Source organism: Nonomuraea sp. NPDC050786, from assembly GCF_040654115.1.
Lineage (GTDB): Bacteria > Actinomycetota > Actinomycetes > Streptosporangiales > Streptosporangiaceae > Nonomuraea.
The window spans coordinates 123985-141352 of the sequence record NZ_JBFAHJ010000022.1; the positions used below are offsets into that span (position 1 = coordinate 123985).

The following is a 17368-nucleotide window of genomic DNA, read 5'->3' on the forward strand; positions in this document are numbered from 1 at the left end:
CCGATGCCCACAGTGCGGGCGGTGGTTCGCCCCCGGCTCGGGCCACCGCCATGATGCCGCTACGACGCCCACGCCTGACGAACCGTCGCCTACCGGGCGCGACACCGAGCCCCTCGCTGACGCCTTCGCGTACGGGTCCGAAGAGAACCACCCCCCGCGCGTCGGCCATACCCGATGGTGTCCGTCCCAGGCCGGTTCGCGATGGCTTCCAGGTGGTGGCGTTGCCGGCCCCGCCGTACGCGCTGATGATTTCTGACGGTGGAGATCTCTACGCTGCCCCGTATGAATCGTGAGCGGATTCTCCTGACCCATCCCGGCACCTCGAAGCCCAAATATCTGGAGCTCCGGACCGACGGGGTCGAGCTGCACCGGAGCTGGTGGACCGGTGCCGGGAAGCCTCAGGAGCGCATGAAGTCGTTCGGCAGCGTGCGCGCGGCATGCGAGGCCCTGGAGAAGATCGTCACCGAGAAGATGCGTGACGGGTACGCCGTGCTGCGTGACGTCGCCGCGACCGAGCCGGGCGACGTCGTCGTCCAGTGCGCGACGCCGGCGACCAACGGGATCGTCGCGTTCGCCCTGCACCCGGACGGCGGCACCCTCGCGGTCGCCCGCGGCATCCCTGACCGGGTCCGGCTGCAGCTCGGCTCCGAGGTGCAGACCGTCGACTTAGGGACCGGCGCCCGCCGGGTGGTGTACGCCGATGCGTCGCGGAACTCAGCGGTCCATGACTTGGCGTTCGAACCGGACGGATCGCACCTGACGTTCACCGTCCGGAACACGAGCAGCGGGGGGGACACGAGCCACACGGTGGCACTCGCCACCGGTCACGTTCAGCGTCTGCCCCACACCCGCTTGGGGCGGGACGCCGTCGCCGGCCGGATGCTGGTAGCCGACGATCACACGTTGCGCGTGCTGGGCCCGGATGGCCGGTCGTGCCTCGATCTTCCGGCGGGCGGGCCCTCGCGGACCGGCGCCGCCGCCCTGTCTCCGTCGGGCCGGCTCGTCGGCCTCATCCACCACCCGGACAACCGCGATACGGAGTACGCCCTCGAGATCTGGGATGTCGACACCGGCCAGCGAGTGCTGGGTGCCCCACACCCCTTCCCGACGAGTGCCGATAATGCCCGTGGGCTCGACAAGCTGATGTTCGACCGGACCGAGCGGCTTCTTGTCGCGAGCGGTGAGACGTTGGGATGCTGTGGTGTCTCGGTGGAATCCGGTGCCTTGTGCTGGACGATCGAAGACAGGTTGGCTGACGTCGCGCTGTCACCCGACGGCACCCGGCTCGCCGGCGCCTGCATCCGAGGTCCGGTCATCGTTTATGACACCGAGACCGGACAGCCGCTGGAGCCGCGCTTCGTCGTACCCGGCGAGCCATCACTCTATTACCGCACGGTTGAGTTCTCCGCCGATGGCCGACTGCTGGCGGTCGACGACTACCCCGGCCGCGTCACGGTGTTCCGGTTCGACGGCCTGGAGTTCACCAAGCCCGGCGGCTGACCGGGCAGGCGTTCAACGCTCGCGGCGCATGGTGGCGGTGAACATGTCGCTCCTCAGGCGGTGCCAAGTACGGGAGAAAGGGACAGTCGTCGACTCCCACCTCGGATTGAGAGATCCAGGAACAGCGGCTGACCGCTGAAAAGGATCTTGGTAGGCCGCTGATGTGGGTGTGTGGGTGAGTTGCCTGGTGGTGGCGCGAGGGTGGCGCTCTGCTGGAGTGCGGCGCAGTGAAGGGAGAGCGGGGCTGTGATGCGGACGAAGCGGCCCTGGCGGCGGAGGGCGCGCGGCCCGTTTCTGCCTTGGCGGCACCCCACTCCGCGGCGATGTGTTCCGGGTGGACGCCCATGCCGATGAAGCGGCCCGCGAGGTGGCGCAGCGGCGGCAGCCTCCGGAACGCCGTGAGGATCGGCCAGTGACGCCGGTTATGCGCTCCTGCTCGGTGAGGAGTTCCGTCGCCTGGGCTCGGCACAGGAGGCGGCCATCGGGTGAGGCCGCCGCGGCGCGATGGTCCCACCCGATGCGGTCGCGTGACGGCCTGAGTGTCGTCAGGGGTGCCGCGCGGTGGGCCGTTGCGGAACGGGCGCGCGGCCTCGGCTCATGAGGCCGCGGCGTCCGGGCTCTCGCTGCGGACCGTCGGCTCATGCCGTACCGGGAAGTTCACGGAACTGGCGATGAAGCACGCGTGATGGGCGTCTTCGTGCAGCTTGACCGCGGTGTCCACCATGTCGGGCGACGCCACGGTGACCACCGGGCGCAGCACCGCCTCGGTGAAGTGCCCGCCCTCCGCCGTCTCGGCCATGGTACCGACCGCGTTGTCGACGTACTCGGTGACGACGACGCCCGCGACCGCGCACTTGTGCAGATACGAGAGCATGTGGCACTCCGAGAGCGCGCCGACCAGCAGCTGCTCCGGGTTCCAGCGCGAGGGGTCGCCGCGGAAGGCGGGGTCGGAGCTGGCCGCGATGGGGCGCGGGCCCTCGGCGGTCAGCTCGTGCTCGCGGCCGTAGTCACGGTAGCCGCTGGTGCCGGTGCCCTTGTTGCCGGTCCAGGTCACGACGACCGGATAGGTGTGCTGGCGGGTCATGCTCGCTCCTCCTGGCTGGTGGTGGTACGGGTGTCGAGTACGTGGGCGCGGGCCACCCTGGCGGCTTCGTCCGCCTGGCCGAGGACGATCGCGGCCACGAGCTCCTCGTGCTGTCCCGAGACGTGCGCGGGCCGCGACGGCGGTGCGAGTGACCGCAGGGTGGACACCTGGATCTGGTCCCAGATCCGTTCCAGCGCGTGCAGCGCCATCGAGTTGGCCGCCAGCTCGGCGATCAGCCGGTGGAAGCGGCGGTTGAGCCGCACGGCCTCGGCGAACCGCCCCTCGGCGGTGGCGGTGGCCGTCTCGGTCGCGACGTCACGGAGCGCGGCGAGGTCGGCCGGGGCGATGCGGCCCTCGCGCTGGCGAGTGGCGGCCAGCTCGGCGGTGAGCGCCTCCAGCGCCGCCCGTACCTGGTAGGCCTCCTCCAGGTCGCCGCGCTCGAGCGACGCGACCACCACGCCGCGCCCGGACGGCCGCACGAGCCCGTCGGCGGCGAGCGCCCGCAGTGCCTCCCGGACGGGGGTGCGGCTCATCTCCAGCGTGGCGGCGACCTCCATTTCGGTCAGCCGCGCTCCCGGCGGGTACGTGCCGTCGAGGATCAACTCCCGCACCCGGCTCAACGCCACATCGGTCTGCATGTCGCCAAGCGTATCGGTTGCATGCATTGCATGCAATGCATGCAATGCATGCCGAGAAGTGGCCCCGGGCTGGCGCGGCCATGTTGTGGCGAATCCCATCGGCCGCCTCTTGTCGTAAGATCAGGCGACTTCGTGAGGGTGGTAGGGCTGTGGACATCCGAGTGCTGGGCCCGCTGGAGATCGTCGGTGACGACGGGCGGTCGTGTCAGATCGGTCCGCTGAAGCTGCGGGCGCTGGCGAGCATGCTGGTGCTGGCGGAGGGCCGGCCGGTGGCCCCGGCCACGTTGATCGACCGGTTGTGGGGCGAGGAGCCGCCGGCCGAGGCGCAGGCGTCGCTGCACTCGTACGTGTCCAATCTGCGCCGCCTGCTGGAGCCGGGACGCCAGGCCAGGGAGCAGAGCCGGTTGCTGACGTTCGGGCCGGTGGGCTACACGCTGGCGATCGATCAGGAGCAGGTGGACGCGACGCGGTTCCTGCGCCTGGCCGCGCAGGCCGAGCAGGCGGACGGGCCGGCCGAGGCGGAGCGGCTGGCGGATGAGGCGCTGGCGCTGTGGCGCGGTGAGCCGTACCAGGATCTGGACGACCAGGCGTACGTGGCCGCCGTCAGGGCGCGGCTCACCGAGGCCCGGGAACGGGCCCGCGAGCTGCGGGTGAGCGCGGTCATCCAGCAGGACCGTCACCACGAACTGCTGGGCGAGCTGGAAGCCCTGACGTACGAGCACCCGCTGCGCGAACGGCTGTGGGCGCTGCGGGCGCTGGCGCTCTACCGATGCGGCCGGCAGGGCGAGGCACTGGAGACGCTGCGCACGGCGCGCCGGATCCTGGCCGAGGAGCTCGGCATCGACCCGGGCGAGGAGCTCCGCGAGCTGGAACGTGACATTCTCGGCCAATCGCCCGCGCTGCTGCCGCACCGGCCGCCGCTTGAGTCGCAGGTGGCCAAGTCGCAGGTGGCCGAGTCGCAGGTCGCCGAGCGAGGCATCACGGACCGAGGCATCACGGACCGAGGCATCACGGACCGAGGCATCACGGACCGAGGCATCACGGAGCGGGGCATCACGGGACGGCAGGAGGAGCTGGCCGCGCTGGACGGGCTGCTGAAAGCGGCGGCGGCGGGCCGGCCGGGGTTCTCGCTGATCACGGGGGAGCCGGGGATCGGCAAGACCCGGCTGGCTGAGGAGCTGGTGAGCCGGGCCCACGCCCGGGGTTTCACGGTCGCGGTGGGGCGGTGCGCGGCGACGGAGGGCGCGCCGGCGTTCTGGCCGTGGGTGACGGTGCTGGAGCGGCTGGCCGACACGCTGCCGCCGCTGCCCGCCGACGTGCGCGCGAACCTGCCCGGAGTCGGCTCCGCGACCGGGACCGATCCCGAGGGCTCGAGGTTCCGGACCTACGACGCGGCGGCGCGGGCGCTGACCGCGGGCCGGCGGCCGGTCCTGGTGGTGCTGGACGACCTGCACTGGGCGGACCGGTCCTCGCTGCGGCTGCTGAGCTACCTGGCCGAGTACGTGCTGGACGGCAAGCTGGCCGTGGTGGGCACGGCACGCGACTGGCCGCAGCCGCAGGGCGCGCTGGCCGAGGCGTTCGAGGCGCTGTCGCGCCGGCAGGCGGTGCGGCTGCCGCTGTCCGGCCTTTCGGCGTCCGATCTGGCCGAGCTGACCCCGGCGGGCACGGACGTGCACGCGCTCAGGGACCGCACGAACGGCAACCCGTTCTTCGTCACGGAGCTGATGCGTTACCTGGAGGCCGGATCGCCGGGCCGCGGCACGCTGCCGCTGGGCGTCCGGGACGTCGTGCTCGGCCGGGTGAACCGGCTGCCCGAGCCGTCCGCCGAGTTGTTACGGGTGGCGGCCGTGGCCGGGCGGGAGTTCGACGTGGCGATCGTGGCCGAGGCCGCCGGGCTCGACCTGGAGGCGGCGCTGGACCGGCTGGAGCCGGCCATGGCGGCCGACCTGGTCGCGGAGGGGCGGCCCGGCCGGTTCCTGTTCGTGCACGCGCTGGTGCAGGAGGCGCTCACCGAGGTGGTGCCGGTGCTGCGCCGGGCCCGGCTGCACGCCGCCGTGGCCGCCGCGATCGAGTCGCGTACCGGCGGCTCGGCCTCCGACCGGCTGGCCGCCGCCGCCCATCACTGGTTCGAGGCGATTCCCGCGGGCCACACCGCGCGTGCCTGGCGGGCGGCGTGGCGGGCGGCCGAGGAGGCCAAGCGGCTGCGCGCGTACGACGCGGCCCTCGAGCTGCTGGAGCGGGCGGAGCGGGTGGCCGAGGACGACCTGGAGCTGGGCGGGGCCGAGCGGATGGACCTGCTGTTCGCGCTGGCCGAGGCCAGGTTCGGGGCGGGCGACTCGCTGGGGCAGGAGGCCGAGTTGACGCGCATCCGCCGCCTGGCCAAGCAGGCAGGCGACCGGCGGCGCTGGATCGAGGCCGCGACCGGGTACGGCGGCCGCATTCTGCAACCCTGGAAGGTCTACGGCGACCACGACGCCGACCTGCTGGCGGACCTGACGGAGCTGGCCGCCGACGAGACGCTGGAGCCGTCCGCCCGGGCCCGGGTGCTGGCCTGCCTGGCGCTCCAGACGTACTACCAGCCAGGACGTACCCCGGCCGACCGGGACCGGTGGAGCGCCGAGGCGGCGCGGCTGGCCCGCCAGGAGAACGACGCGACCCTGCTGGGCCGCGTGCTGTTCGCCCGCTACTACGCGATGCTCGACCCCGACTCCGTCCAGCAGCGGCTGGAGGCGGGCGAGGAGATGGCCCGCGCCGGGCTGGAGGCCGGCGACGACGAGCTGCGCACGATCGGGCTCACCTGCCAGGGCGGCACGCTGCTGGAGCTGTGCCGGGTGCGCGAGGCCCTGGACGTGCTGGCCGAGGCCGAGCAACTGATCGGCCGCACGCACATGCCGTACCTGCGCATCATGCTGAACTGGCTGCGGCTCGGCGTCCTCACCGGCCGCGGCGACCTGGAGGCGGCCGAGTCGCTGCTCGCGACCACCGTCGCCGAGCAGCGGGCCACCTCGATGTGGGGGCTGGAGTCGAGCATGGCGGGCGCCACGTACCAGGTGGGGCTCATGCGCCTGCGCCGCGGTGCGGCGGACGCGATCCAGCCGCCGCAAGACGTCTCGCACGATCAGCTCTCTCAGTTCAACCTGGACGGGTACGCCCACTACCTGGTGGTCAGCGGCCGGCTGGAGGAAGCACGGCAGGCGCTCGGGCCGTGGGAGCGGCAACCGCCGATCCCACGCACCTTCGTCTACCTGTTCTGGCTGGTCGTCCGCTGCGAGGTCTGGTCGGCGCTGGGGGACCGGAAGGCCTGCGCCGACCTGTACGAGGAGGCGTCGCCGTACGCCGACCGGATGGGGACCGCCGGGCTGAGCATGCTGCTGTGGCCGGTCAGCCGGTCGCTGGCACAACTGACCGAGGCCCTGGGCGACACCGAGGCGGCGCGGCGGCACGCCGAGCGCGCCGAGAGCGTGGAGCGGGAGCTGGGCCACCCCCACAGGTAGGCTCACCCCCACAGGAAGGCCATGCGCCGCTGGTAGCGGCCCCTGGCCAGGGTGCTGAGCAGCAGCAGCGGCTTGGGTGAGGTCCTGCGCAGGTGGGCCTCGACGTCGGCCGGCAGCTCGGAGGTGATCCAGCCGAGCAGCGTGATCAGCTTGCGCAGACCGTACTGCTTCGTGATCGTCTTGTGCATCTCCGCGTCCTCCTGCGGCGTGATGTGGGCCATCATCAGCGGGATCCCGTCGGTCTCCTCGTGCGCCAGGTGCGCGCCCAGCGTGTCGGCCAGCGCGCGCAGGGCGGTCATGAGCCGCTCGCGCCCCGGCTCGGACGGGTCGGCGTCGAACGCCTGGAACGCCCCGGTGCTCTCGCTGATCCAGTGGTCGCACGCCTCGTGCTCGGCCTCCAGCGCGTCGATCGTGCCGATCGCCTGCGGCGCCCGCTCCCGCAGCCGCGGCCAGACCGTCTCGTCCTCGGAGGTGTGGTGGTGGTGCAGCACGAACAGCACCCACGCGTGGTGCTCGCGCAGGGCGGCGATGCGCCGGCGGTCGTCGAGGGAGACCCGGCCGACCGTGGTGAGCAGGTGGCCGAGGTCGCGGCGGAAGCCGTAGTGCGCCAGGTACATGTTGGTCATGTCGAGCGGCCCCGGCACGGCGGCGGCCTGACCGGGCAGCGTGATCTGCGGCACGTTCGGGTGTTCGGCGGTCCACATGGTCGTACTCCTTCTGTTGTGGAGGGATCGCCGTCATCGTGGCCTCCCGCTCTTGGGCGGCACTGGTGGACCGACTTCAAGCGCGGCTCAAGGACGTGCGGCTGGCAAAGAAAGGCGCCGCCGTTCTCCGCGATCACGGAGAACGGCGGCACCCTTTCAGAAGTCCCCAAATATGCGGATTACTCGTAGCGAGCCCGGCGGGCGATCACCTCGAATCCGAGGCCGCGGAAGAGGGCGGCCGAGGCCGGGTTGTTGACGTTGACGTCCAGGAAGACCTCCGTCGCGCCGCGGTCGCGCATGCGGTCGAGCGCGGCGGCCGCCAGTGCCCTCGCCAGGTGGCGCCGCCGCCACCCGGGCACGGCGCCGACCTGGATCAGGAACCCCTCCGCGCACGCCACGAAGCCGGCGGCCCCGCCCGCGTCAAGCGCCACGAGCGAACAGCCGGGCAGGAACTCGTCGTCGACCAGCCAGCCCACCCACTCCTCCCGCGACCAGCCGGGGAAGCCGGGACGGTCGGCGAAGGACGCGGAGTAGGCCGCGTAGAAGGCCCCTTCGGTCTCCTGCGACCACTCCTCGACCCTCAACTCCGGCGGGAGGGGGACAGCCGGGAGCGGCTGGGCCAGGTCGCGGCGGTAGACGTCCTCGGCGAACGTCTGCCGGAACCCGCGCGCGAGGAAGAGCGCGTGGGCCTGCGGGGTCAGCGACTCGGTCTCCAGCCGGACCGGCCCCTTGACCAGCCGGTCGAGCAGGCCGGATCCCAGGCCGCGCCCTCGGTGGCCGGGATCGACCAGGCCGGTCGCCGCCGAGGCGTCGCCCACGGGGCGTACGGCCCCGCAGGCGACCAGGCGGCCGTCGGCGAACGCGCCCACCGCCGTTCCTCCGGCGTACCTGCGCTCCAGGAAGGACGGGGAGGTGGTCGCCCGGAGCCCGCCGTCGTGCGCGACGCACCGCCGGGCGAGATCGGCGATCGCCGGCAGGTCCGCGTGCGACAGCGCGGTCCACTCGATGGTCATCGTCGGCTCCTTCATGTGCAGGTGACCTTGTACGTCATCGGACCGGAGGCCGTCAGGTCGGGGCTCAACGCCTGCGGGTCACGATCGGACTGAACCAGGGGAGTGTCGCGGAGGCAACTTGGGTGCGACTTGGGCGGCTCGGACCGCACGCGTGAGCCGCGCCCGAGAGCGCGCCAAAGGTGACCTCCAGCGGCCCACCCGTTTCTGAAGGCAGTCCTCGCGGCTCAGCGGGCGGCCGGTTCAGGGCTGTGCCGGCTCGTGGTCGTGAGCTCCGGTCCCGCGTCGGTGACGATGACGTCCTCCTCGTACCCGGCGCCCCCCACCGAATGGACCGCGAGCCGCCGCTCCAGGGCCAGGCACATCCCGGCCTCGGCCCGTTCGCCCGCGTGCGGCCCGTTCTCGATGATCCACGGCGGCTCGACCGACAGCCCCAGCCCGTGCCCCCACACCCCGTGCATCTCCGCCTCGGGCAGCCCGTGATGGGCCGCGAAGGCCGACCGTTCGAACACCTGCTGGCACCGGCGCGCCACCTCGCCGAAGGACCGGCCGGGCCGCAGCAGGTCGATACCCGCGAGGACGCTGTCACGCACCGCTTCGAGAAGGCGCCGCTGCTCCGTGGTCGGCTCCTCGCCGACGACCCACGTACGGGCCAGCTCGAACAGGTAGCCGTGCACCGAGCCGTACAGGTCGATCCTGAGCAGGTCGCCGGCCGCGAGCCGCCGGTCGGCGGCGTAGGGCGCCGGGCCCGAGGCGGCGAACGTGTGGGACTCGGTGCCCGAGGAGATGCCCATGCCGTAGTAGGCGCCGCCCGCCCGGACGATCTCGGCGACGGCGGCCGCCGCCACGTCGGCCTCCGTGGCGCCCGGCTCGGCGGCGTCGCGGGCGGCGGCCATCGCGCGCACGCCCAGCTCCCCGGAGGCGCGCAGCAGGCCCAGCTCGGCCGGGCTCTTGATCCGGCGCGCCTCCCAGGCCAGCTCGTCGGCGCGCACCAGCTCGTGCCCGGGCAGCACCGAGCGCAGGCGGCACCACCAGGAGGCGGTCATCGACTCGGAGCCGATCAACGCGACCTTGCCGGGCCGGATCCAGGCCCTGATCTGCTCGGCGAGCGCGTCCACGAGGTCGGCGGCGACCCGTACCCGCGCCGCCGGCCGCGGCTCCTGGAGATCGCCCGCGTCGGTGATCAGCATGGCCGTGACGCGAGCGCGGCCGTTCGAAAGGCCGTTCGGGGGCGTCGGGAGAGCGTCCACGGGCAGCACCACGGCCGCGTGGCCGCGCGCCCGCCAGTGGCCGGGAACGTCGGGGACGAAGGGCCGGTGCGGGTAGAAGCCCGTGAGGTGGTGGACGTCGGCGTAGCGGTCCTGCGTGGATCCGCCTCTGGACCAGGCCACGACCCCGTGGAACCCCTCGCGCGCGGCCAGCCGCCTCATCGCCTCCTGCCGCGCCGCGTACTCCTCGGCGCCGATTCCCCCCACGACCGACCCCTGCCCAGCACCGGCCGGCCCAAGCAGGAGAGCGTCACAGGTTCTTGAGGAAGGTCGCCGCCACCGGCGCCGCGACCTTGCCGCCCGCGCCGCCGCCCTCCACGACCACCGCGAACGCCACATCACCCTTGAACCCCATGAACCACGCGTGGGTGTTCAGGTCGTCGCCGGTGCCGTACTCGGCCGTGCCGGTCTTGCCGTGCGTCCCGGCGGGCAGCCCCGCCGACTTGGCCGTGCCCTTGGACACCACGGCGGCCATCATCTCGTGCAGCTTCTCCTTCACCCCGTCGGGGAGGGCACGCTCCTCGGCCTTCTGCTTCAGCGCGGGCACGAGTGTCGGCGGACGCCAGGTGCCGTCGGCGATGGCGGCGGCCACCGAGGCCATCGTCAGCGGGCTGGCGGTGATCCGGCCCTGCCCGAACGACTCCGCGGCCAGCTCGGCGTCGGACTCGGCCTTGGGGAAGCTGGCCTTGGCGGCCGGCACCCCGATGTTCAGCGGCTGGTTGAAGCCCACGTCCTCGGCCGCTTCGAGCAGCTTGGCGGCGCCCAGCTTCTGCTGCGCCAGCGGCGCGAACGTGGTGTTGCACGAGTGCGCGAACGAGTCGAGGAACGACAGCGACCCGAACGCCTCCTTGTCGGAGTTGCGGATCTTCAGCCCGCCGATGGTCGAGTACATCGGGCACGTCACCGTGTCCTGCGGCGACATCCCGGCCGCGAGCAGCCCGATCGCCGTGACCGCCTTGAACGTCGAGCCGGGCGGGTAGCGGCCGTCCAGCGCCCGGTTGAAGCCGCCCTGGTTGTTGACCACGGCCAGGATCTCGCCCGTGGACGGCTTGATCGCCACCATAGAGGTGGGCTTCTTCATGTCCTTGACCGCCGCCACCGCCGCGGCCTGCGCGCGCGGGTCGAGCGAGGTCTGGACGGGCTTGCCGTCGGAGCCCTCGATGGTCTGCAGCGTCTTGCCGCCGAGCTGGATCTCCGTGGCCGGCGTGCCCGCCAGCTGCTCCTGGAACGTCTCCTGCAGCCCGCCCCGCCCGACGGCCTGGCCGACCTTGTAGGAGGAGCCGAGCTTGGCCACGTCCTTCTTGGTGGCCTTGTCGAGGTAGCCGACCAGCTGCTGCACCGATCCGCCGACCGTGCCCGTGTCGATCCGGCCGCCGTCGGCGTCGGTGATCTCGGCCCGGCCGGGCCAGCGCGTCTTGAGTGCGAAGGCGGCGCCGTCGGTCATGGACGGGTGGAGCGTCGCGGGCTTCCAGTCGACCTTCCACGCCCGGTCGGCGACCATGAGGTCGATCTGGCCCTGGTAGGACCACGTGCCGATGTTCTTGAGCGTCAGGGTCGCGGTGTACGGGGCACGGGCCCGGTCGTCGGTCTCGGTGATCTTGCCGAGCTGGATCGCGGCGGACTCGACCGCGAGCGCGGTGCGCTGCTGGTCGTACGCGCTGAGCTGCTGCGGCTTGGCCAGCAGGGCCGTCATGGCGGCCTTGTCACCCATCTGCCACGCGGCGGCGAAGCGCTGCGCCGTCTCGGCGGGCGTCCCCCTCGTGTGCAGCACGTAGTACGCGCCACCGGCCGCGGCCCCCACCGCGAGCACGACGGCGCCGGACACGATCGCGATGGTACGGCCCCGCGCCACTACATCCCCCTGTTCCTCGACGACACTAGGACTGGCCGCCCGCCGCTTTGACGCTGGCGGCGTAGGCCGGCACGTACTCCTGGCCGGACAGCTTCTGGATGGCCGCCATGATCTCGTCGGTCACCTGCCGCCGGTCACGTGCCTTGGTGTGGTCGCCCTCGAACCGCAGGGGCGCCCCGATGGTGATGCCGATCCGCGCGGGCCTCGGCACCTTCGAGCCGACGGGCAGCACCTTCTCGGTGCCGGTGAGCGCCACCGGCAGCACCGGCGCGCCCGTCTTGAGCGCCAGCCAGGCCACCCCGACCTTGCCGCGGTAGAGGCGGCCGTCGGGGGAGCGGGTGCCCTCCGGGTGGATGCCGAACAGCTCGCCCCGCTCCAGCAGCTCGGCGGCGGCGTCGAGCATGGCCTGCGCGGCGTGCGCGCTGTCCCGGTCGATCGGCAGGCTGCCGCCCAGCCGCATGAAGAATCCGGAGACGGGGTTGCCGTCGAAGTACTCGTTCTTGGCGGTGAACGTCACGTGCCGCGGCAGCAGCGCCGGCAGCAGGAACGAGTCGAGCACCGACAGGTGGTTGGCGGCCAGGATCGCCGGACCGCTCCTGGGCACGTGCGCCGCCCCGGAGATGTGCGGCCGGCACATCGCCTGGGCGAGCGGCGCGGCGGCGAACTTGACCACTTCGTACAGCAACGAGCTCTCCTGATCATCGGGCGGTCGGCCACCCCACCATAAAGCAGGCGCCCCGCCCGAGGGGCGGGACGCCTGGGAAAAGCCGTTTAGGCCGATGTGGCGGTCGCCTCCTCGGCGAGATGCACAACACGGCTCCAGCCGAACGGTATTCCGTGAAGGCGGTAATTTGCGGCCCGGGGGACACAGACCACATCGGCCATTCGATGCTAACGGACATCCGGCCATCGCTATTCCATCGGGCCCCAAGAATCGGTCAGGTTCTCGTCCAATGAGGCTGTGCCACGTCGAAGACCCGCTGCTCGCGGCCACGCAGCGCCACCTCGGCAAATTGCCACAAAATCGCCCCCGTCGGCGCGTGGACCACGATGGAGGGCCCCAGCGGCATCTGCAGCAGCTCCCCCTGCCAGCGGGGCACTCCGGGCCGCAGGAACCACTCCAGCGGCACGGCGTGCACCGAGGCCACCTCGCGGGGGTCGGCCACCGGCTCCTGCGTGCCGCCGAATGCCACCACCGGCGTGATCACGAATCCCGAGTCGGTGACGAAGTCGTCGAGCAGCCCGGCCACCTCGACCCCGGTGAGGCCGGTCTCCTCCTCGAGCTCGCGCAGCGCCGCGTCCACCGGCCGCTCCCCGTCGTCGAGCCGCCCGCCCGGCAGCGCCCACTGCCCGGGATTGCGGCCGCGGGCGGCCCGCTTGATCAGCACCGTGTACGGGGCGCGTTCGGCGTCCTCCAGCACGCACACGGTGACGGCGGCCCCGCGCATCGCGCCGGTCGGAGGGACCTCCCGGCGGTCGAAGGCGGCCAGGCGGGAGGTGATCTGCTCGCGCAGCTCGTCGATCGGCGACAGCATCCCTCAAGGATCGCACGGCGCCCCCCGCGGCAGCCGTACGGTGACGCTCAGCCCGCCCTCGGGCTCCGCCGGCTCGACCGCCCGCCTGTCTCCCACGGACCGCCCCGCCCGCCATCTGGGGTGTACGGCGGGCCCGGCACCCGCCGTACGGGCGGGGTCAGGACGACATGCTCCCGACGAGGATGGCGCCGAGCGCTATCCCGATGATCATCCCGACGCCGGCGGCGACGGCGGCCCACTTGCCCAGCGGCTCACCCCGCGTGTGGCCGACGATGCCGAGCACGATGCCGGCCAGCCCGAACAGGATCGGGATGAACAGCACGGCCACCACCGCGCAGACGAACCCGATGATCGACAGGACCTGGCTGCTCGGCGCCTGCCGCTGAGGCGGGGGCGGCGGAGGAGGATAGGGCGGCGGCTGGTTCCACTGGTCTTGCCTGGCGGGCGGTACGTCGTCGCCCTGGGGCGGCTCGTGCGAAGAGGTCACTGGCCGGCTCCTCTCGAGATGTGAACAACATCACACACCGAGGGAGCCGCTCCTGTCGAGCCGAACGAACATCGACATATACCGAAATCAGGAGGCTTCTACCGGGCGGGAAAGCTGGGGCGGCAGGGGCCGGACGTGGATGACGTCCAGCCGGGAGACGGCACGGGTGAGGGCGACGTACAGGCGGTTCAGGCCGCGCCGCTCGGCCTCGACGATGGCCGCCGGCTCGGCCACGATGACGTGGTCGTACTCCAGGCCCTTGACCAGCGAGGCGGGCCGCACGCTGAGGCGGCCGTCCCCGTCCATGTCCCCGTCCATGCCCTCGTCCCGGAGTGCGGCCGTCAGCGCCTCGAGGTCGGCGTCCGCCGCGATCACCCCGACCGAGCCCTCGAACGCCAGCGCCTCGCGCACCGCCTCCACCACTCCCTTCTCCAGCGCGGTCGCCTCGGTGACGCGCAGGCGGCCGTCCGAGCGATACGAGCGGGTCGCGGGCACCTGGGCGTCGAGCGCCGCCAGCAGCGTGTTGGCCAGCTCGACCACGGCCGCGGGCACCCGGAAGCCGGTGGTCAGGGCGATGACCCGGCCGTCCGGCTTGCCGAGCAGCGCCATGCGCTCCGGCCACGAGGAGGCCGCCCACGGGGTGGTGCCCTGGGCCAGGTCGCCGAGCACGGTGAGCGAGCCGTGCTCGCTGCGCCTGGCCACGGCCCGGCACTCCATGGGCGACAGGTCCTGGGCCTCGTCGAGGATGACGTGGCCGTAGCCGCGCGGGCGCTCGATGAGGCCGGCGATCTCGTCGAGCAGCACGAGGTCGGCCGCCGTCCACTTGGCGCTCTTGACGCTGCGGGGCGGCCTGGCCCAGGTGATGGCCTCCCGCTCGGCGTCCGTCAGCACGCCGCCGGGCGTGTCGCCCCGGAGGACCTCGTACAGGACCTCCTCCGGCTTGACGGCGGGCCAGACCGCGTCCAGGAACGGGATGACGCCCCGGGCGATCCTGCGGGTCCAGGCCGCGTTGGCCGTCTGCCCCCTGGCCTCGGCCTGGCGGCGGATCGCGGAGACCACCCTGGCCTGGACCCGCTCCCGGCCCACTCCGTACGGCAGCGACGCGCGGCGCGTGTCGTCCACGATCCGGCGCAGCTCGTCCGCCGGCACCCGCCACCGGTAGGAGCCGTCGGGCACCGCCACCGGCTCGACCGGCTTGCTGATCCGCCCGTACAGGGCCCTGCGCAGGACCTCGGCCATCCGCGCGTCGTGCTTGACGATCGCGGCGGCCTCGCTGTCCACGGCGGTGACGGGGACGGTGGCGAGCAGGCGCTCCAGGGTGGTCTGCTCGACCTCCATCTCGCCGAGCGCGGGCAGCACGGCGGAGATGTAGCCGAGGAAGGCCCGGTTCGGCCCGAGGACCAGCACGCCGGAGCGCTCGAGCCGCTGCCGGTGCGCGTACAGCAGGTACGCCGCCCGGTGCAGACCGACCGCCGTCTTGCCGGTGCCCGGCGCGCCTTGGACGCAGATCGAGGTGTCCAGCTCGGCGCGTACGAGGTCGTCCTGCTCGGGCTGGATGGTGGCCACGATGTCACGCATGGGGCCGACGCGGGGGCGCTCGATCTCGGCGGCCAGGATGCGTGACGTGCCTTCCTCGCCCCTTTCGAGCTGTTCGTCCTCGAAGCTGGTCAGCGTCGTCCCCGACCAGCCGAAGCGGCGGCGCACCGCGACGCCCTGCGGGTCGCGGGCACTGGCCCGGTAGAACGCCCGCGCGACCGGCGCGCGCCAGTCGATCACCACGGGCGGGCCGCCGTGCTCGCCGGTGATGTGCCGCCTGCCGATGTGGTACGCGCGCCCGCCGTGCTCGGCCGAGTCCCGGCCGAAGTCCAGCCGGCCGAAGAACGGCGGGCCCTCGGGCTCCTCACTGAGCTCCTTGGCCAGGCTCTTGAGGTGGCGCCCCAGCCGCTCGGCGCTGTACCGGTCGCCGGCCACGGTCTCGCCGACGATCACGTTGTCGCGCGCGCCTTCGAGCATCCTGCGCAGACCGGCCCTGCAGCGTTCGACGTACTGCTTCTCGTCCTCGAGCGTGCCCATTCGCGCCTCCCTAAAGCGTTAACTCGGTTAAGACTTTAACCAGGTTAACACTTTTGCGTTAGAGTGAGCCCATGACTGGACTACGAGCGCTTCAGCGGCAGCGCGTCCACGAGGCCATCTCGACGGCGGCCATCGCGCTCTTCCTGGAGCGCGGCTTCGACGAGGTGCCCGTGACGGAGGTCGCGGCGGCGGCGGGGGTGTCGAAGCCGACGCTGTTCAAGTACTTCCCGACCAAGGAAGACCTCGTGCTGCACCGGATCGCCGACCATCAAGGCGAGGCGGCGCGCGTCGTGCGGCAGCGCGCGCCGCAGGAGCGGCCCCTGGAGGCCCTGCGCCGGCACTTCCTCGACGGGCTCGCCAGGCACGACCCCGTCACCGGGCTCAACGACCATCCGGAGGTGCTGGCCTACAACCGGATGGTGTTCTCCACGCCCAGCCTGGTCGCGCGGCTGTTCCGGCACATGTCGCTGGACGAGCGGGCCCTGGCCGAGGCGCTCGCGGAGACGACCGACGACCTGACCGCCGATCTGGTCGCCGGGCAGGTGCTGGCCGCCCAGCGCGTGCTGGCCCGGCGCAACGTGGAGCTGCTGGCCGAGGGGCGGCCGCTGGAGGAGGTGGAGCGCGAGGCGGTGCGGGCGGCCGAACGCGCCTTCTCCCTCCTGCCCGCCGACCTGTGAACCTTCAGGAGAGGGGACGCGGGGCGGGCAGGCGCAGGCGGTCGACGGCGTCGCGGCGGGTCTTCTCCGGACGGCGGTCGTAGCGGGCCGTCGTGGCGGGGGAGGAGTGCCCCACCAGCGCCTGGGCCGTGGCCAGGTCCACGCCCGCGTCCAGCAGCTCGCCGATGAACGTGCGCCGGAAGTCGTGCGCGGTACGCCGGGCCGCCCCCGCCTCCGACAGGCGGCGGGCCAGGATGTCGGCGATGCCCTGCCCGGTCAGCCCCACGGGCCGCCCGTCGCGCGTCCGCAGCCGGCCCGCCTTGCTGATCGGGCTGAACAGCGCCCCCGGCGCGCTCCCCCGGATCGCCAGCCACCGCTCCACCAGCCCGATCGCGTCGGTGGTGAGATAGACCAGACGCTCCTTGTCGCGCTTGCCGCGCACCCGCAGCGACCGGCTCCCCGGGTCGTAGTCGGCCAGCGACAGGCTCCCGAGCTCGGCGCGGCGGCAGCCGGTGGAGTAGAGGACGGCGATCAGCGCCGCGTCCCGCACCCCCGACGGCGAGTCGTCGCAGGCCGACAGGGCCGCCCCCACCACCTCGGGCGGCACGTGGTGCCCGGTGGGCAGGCGGCTCTGGCGCACCGGGGCCAGGTCGGAGGCGCGGGCGAAGTCCTCGGCGCTGGTCTGGCCGAGCCGCCACGCCTCCTTCAGCACCCGCCGGAGCGCCACCAGGTGCTTGTTCACGTAGGCCGCCGACCAGCCCTGGTCCGTGAGCATCGTACGGATGCGGACGGTGTGCTCGTACCGCAGCAGATGCCACGGCTGGCCCGCGCCCGTGGCACGCTCGTCGCCGGTGAGCAGCCGGGCCAGCCGGTCGAGGCAGCCGCGCATCGTGCGGCGCGACTCGGGGCTGGTGAGCGAGTCGAGATAGACCTGGTACGGGTCGCGCGCCGGCTCGACCGGCGGCGCCACCTCCTGGGGGACGGCGGGCAGGCTCACCCAGTCGATCTTACGGCCCTCGCCCCGCCCGGAGCCGGGGTCAACACGTGATCTACAACATCTGAACGCG

General features: G+C 72.7%; 14 protein-coding genes. 3 read left to right on the forward strand and 11 right to left on the reverse strand.

The features are described 5' to 3' along the window. Nucleotides 1–282: 282 nt before the first annotated feature. Complete coding sequence (locus AB0H84_RS33550; protein ID WP_357613250.1) at nucleotides 283–1500, forward strand: hypothetical protein; 1218 nt, start codon at nucleotides 283–285, stop codon at nucleotides 1498–1500. 595 nt (nucleotides 1501–2095) lie between these two features. Here the strand turns inward: AB0H84_RS33550 and AB0H84_RS33555 are convergent. Next, complete coding sequence (locus tag AB0H84_RS33555; RefSeq protein ID WP_357613252.1) at nucleotides 2096–2584, reverse strand: OsmC family protein; 489 nt, start codon at nucleotides 2582–2584, stop codon at nucleotides 2096–2098. Further along, the gene (locus AB0H84_RS33560; RefSeq protein ID WP_357613255.1) at nucleotides 2581–3222 is read right to left on the reverse strand and encodes a GntR family transcriptional regulator; all 642 of its coding nucleotides are present in this window, start codon (nucleotides 3220–3222) and stop codon (nucleotides 2581–2583) included. Before AB0H84_RS33560 ends, AB0H84_RS33555 begins: the two co-directional genes overlap by 4 nt. 149 nt (nucleotides 3223–3371) lie before the next feature. On the opposite strand from AB0H84_RS33560, the gene AB0H84_RS33565 reads away from it, so the two are divergent. Beyond that, entirely contained in the window at nucleotides 3372–6716 is a 3345-nt protein-coding gene (locus tag AB0H84_RS33565) for a BTAD domain-containing putative transcriptional regulator (protein ID WP_357613258.1), read from the forward strand. A gap of 2 nt (nucleotides 6717–6718) precedes the next feature. Here the strand turns inward: AB0H84_RS33565 and AB0H84_RS33570 are convergent, their stop codons facing one another. The 8 genes from AB0H84_RS33570 to AB0H84_RS33605 all read right to left on the reverse strand — a co-directional run bounded on the left by AB0H84_RS33570 (nucleotide 6719) and on the right by AB0H84_RS33605 (nucleotide 15645). Then, on the reverse strand, nucleotides 6719–7420 hold the full coding sequence (locus tag AB0H84_RS33570) for a hemerythrin domain-containing protein (protein WP_357613259.1): 702 nt from the start codon (nucleotides 7418–7420) through the stop codon (nucleotides 6719–6721). A gap of 179 nt (nucleotides 7421–7599) precedes the next feature. Continuing rightward, the gene (locus AB0H84_RS33575) at nucleotides 7600–8433 is read right to left on the reverse strand and encodes a GNAT family N-acetyltransferase (protein ID WP_357613262.1); all 834 of its coding nucleotides are present in this window, start codon (nucleotides 8431–8433) and stop codon (nucleotides 7600–7602) included. Between the two features lie 224 nt (nucleotides 8434–8657). Beyond that, complete coding sequence (locus AB0H84_RS33580; RefSeq protein WP_357613265.1) at nucleotides 8658–9905, reverse strand: M24 family metallopeptidase; 1248 nt, start codon at nucleotides 9903–9905, stop codon at nucleotides 8658–8660. A gap of 43 nt (nucleotides 9906–9948) precedes the next feature. Beyond that, a complete protein-coding gene (locus tag AB0H84_RS33585; RefSeq protein ID WP_357613267.1) occupies nucleotides 9949–11523 on the reverse strand; it encodes a penicillin-binding transpeptidase domain-containing protein in 1575 nt (524 codons plus the stop codon). Between the two features lie 52 nt (nucleotides 11524–11575). Beyond that, nucleotides 11576–12235: a lysophospholipid acyltransferase family protein gene (locus tag AB0H84_RS33590; protein ID WP_357613269.1), complete on the reverse strand. Its 660-nt coding sequence runs from the start codon at nucleotides 12233–12235 to the stop codon at nucleotides 11576–11578. A gap of 253 nt (nucleotides 12236–12488) precedes the next feature. Beyond that, complete coding sequence (locus tag AB0H84_RS33595; RefSeq protein WP_357613272.1) at nucleotides 12489–13085, reverse strand: CoA pyrophosphatase; 597 nt, start codon at nucleotides 13083–13085, stop codon at nucleotides 12489–12491. 157 nt (nucleotides 13086–13242) lie between these two features. Further along, nucleotides 13243–13572, reverse strand: coding sequence for a hypothetical protein (locus AB0H84_RS33600; RefSeq protein WP_357613275.1), 330 nt, complete (start codon nucleotides 13570–13572; stop codon nucleotides 13243–13245). Nucleotides 13573–13659: 87 nt separating this feature from the next. Beyond that, entirely contained in the window at nucleotides 13660–15645 is a 1986-nt protein-coding gene (locus tag AB0H84_RS33605) for an AAA family ATPase (protein WP_357613278.1), read from the reverse strand. Nucleotides 15646–15716: 71 nt separating this feature from the next. Here AB0H84_RS33605 and AB0H84_RS33610 point away from each other — a divergent pair, with 71 nt between their 5' ends. Beyond that, nucleotides 15717–16322: a TetR family transcriptional regulator gene (locus tag AB0H84_RS33610; protein ID WP_357613281.1), complete on the forward strand. Its 606-nt coding sequence runs from the start codon at nucleotides 15717–15719 to the stop codon at nucleotides 16320–16322. Between the two features lie 4 nt (nucleotides 16323–16326). Here the strand turns inward: AB0H84_RS33610 and AB0H84_RS33615 are convergent, their stop codons facing one another. Then, nucleotides 16327–17298, reverse strand: coding sequence for a tyrosine-type recombinase/integrase (locus AB0H84_RS33615; protein ID WP_357613283.1), 972 nt, complete (start codon nucleotides 17296–17298; stop codon nucleotides 16327–16329). Nucleotides 17299–17368 lie beyond the last annotated feature (70 nt).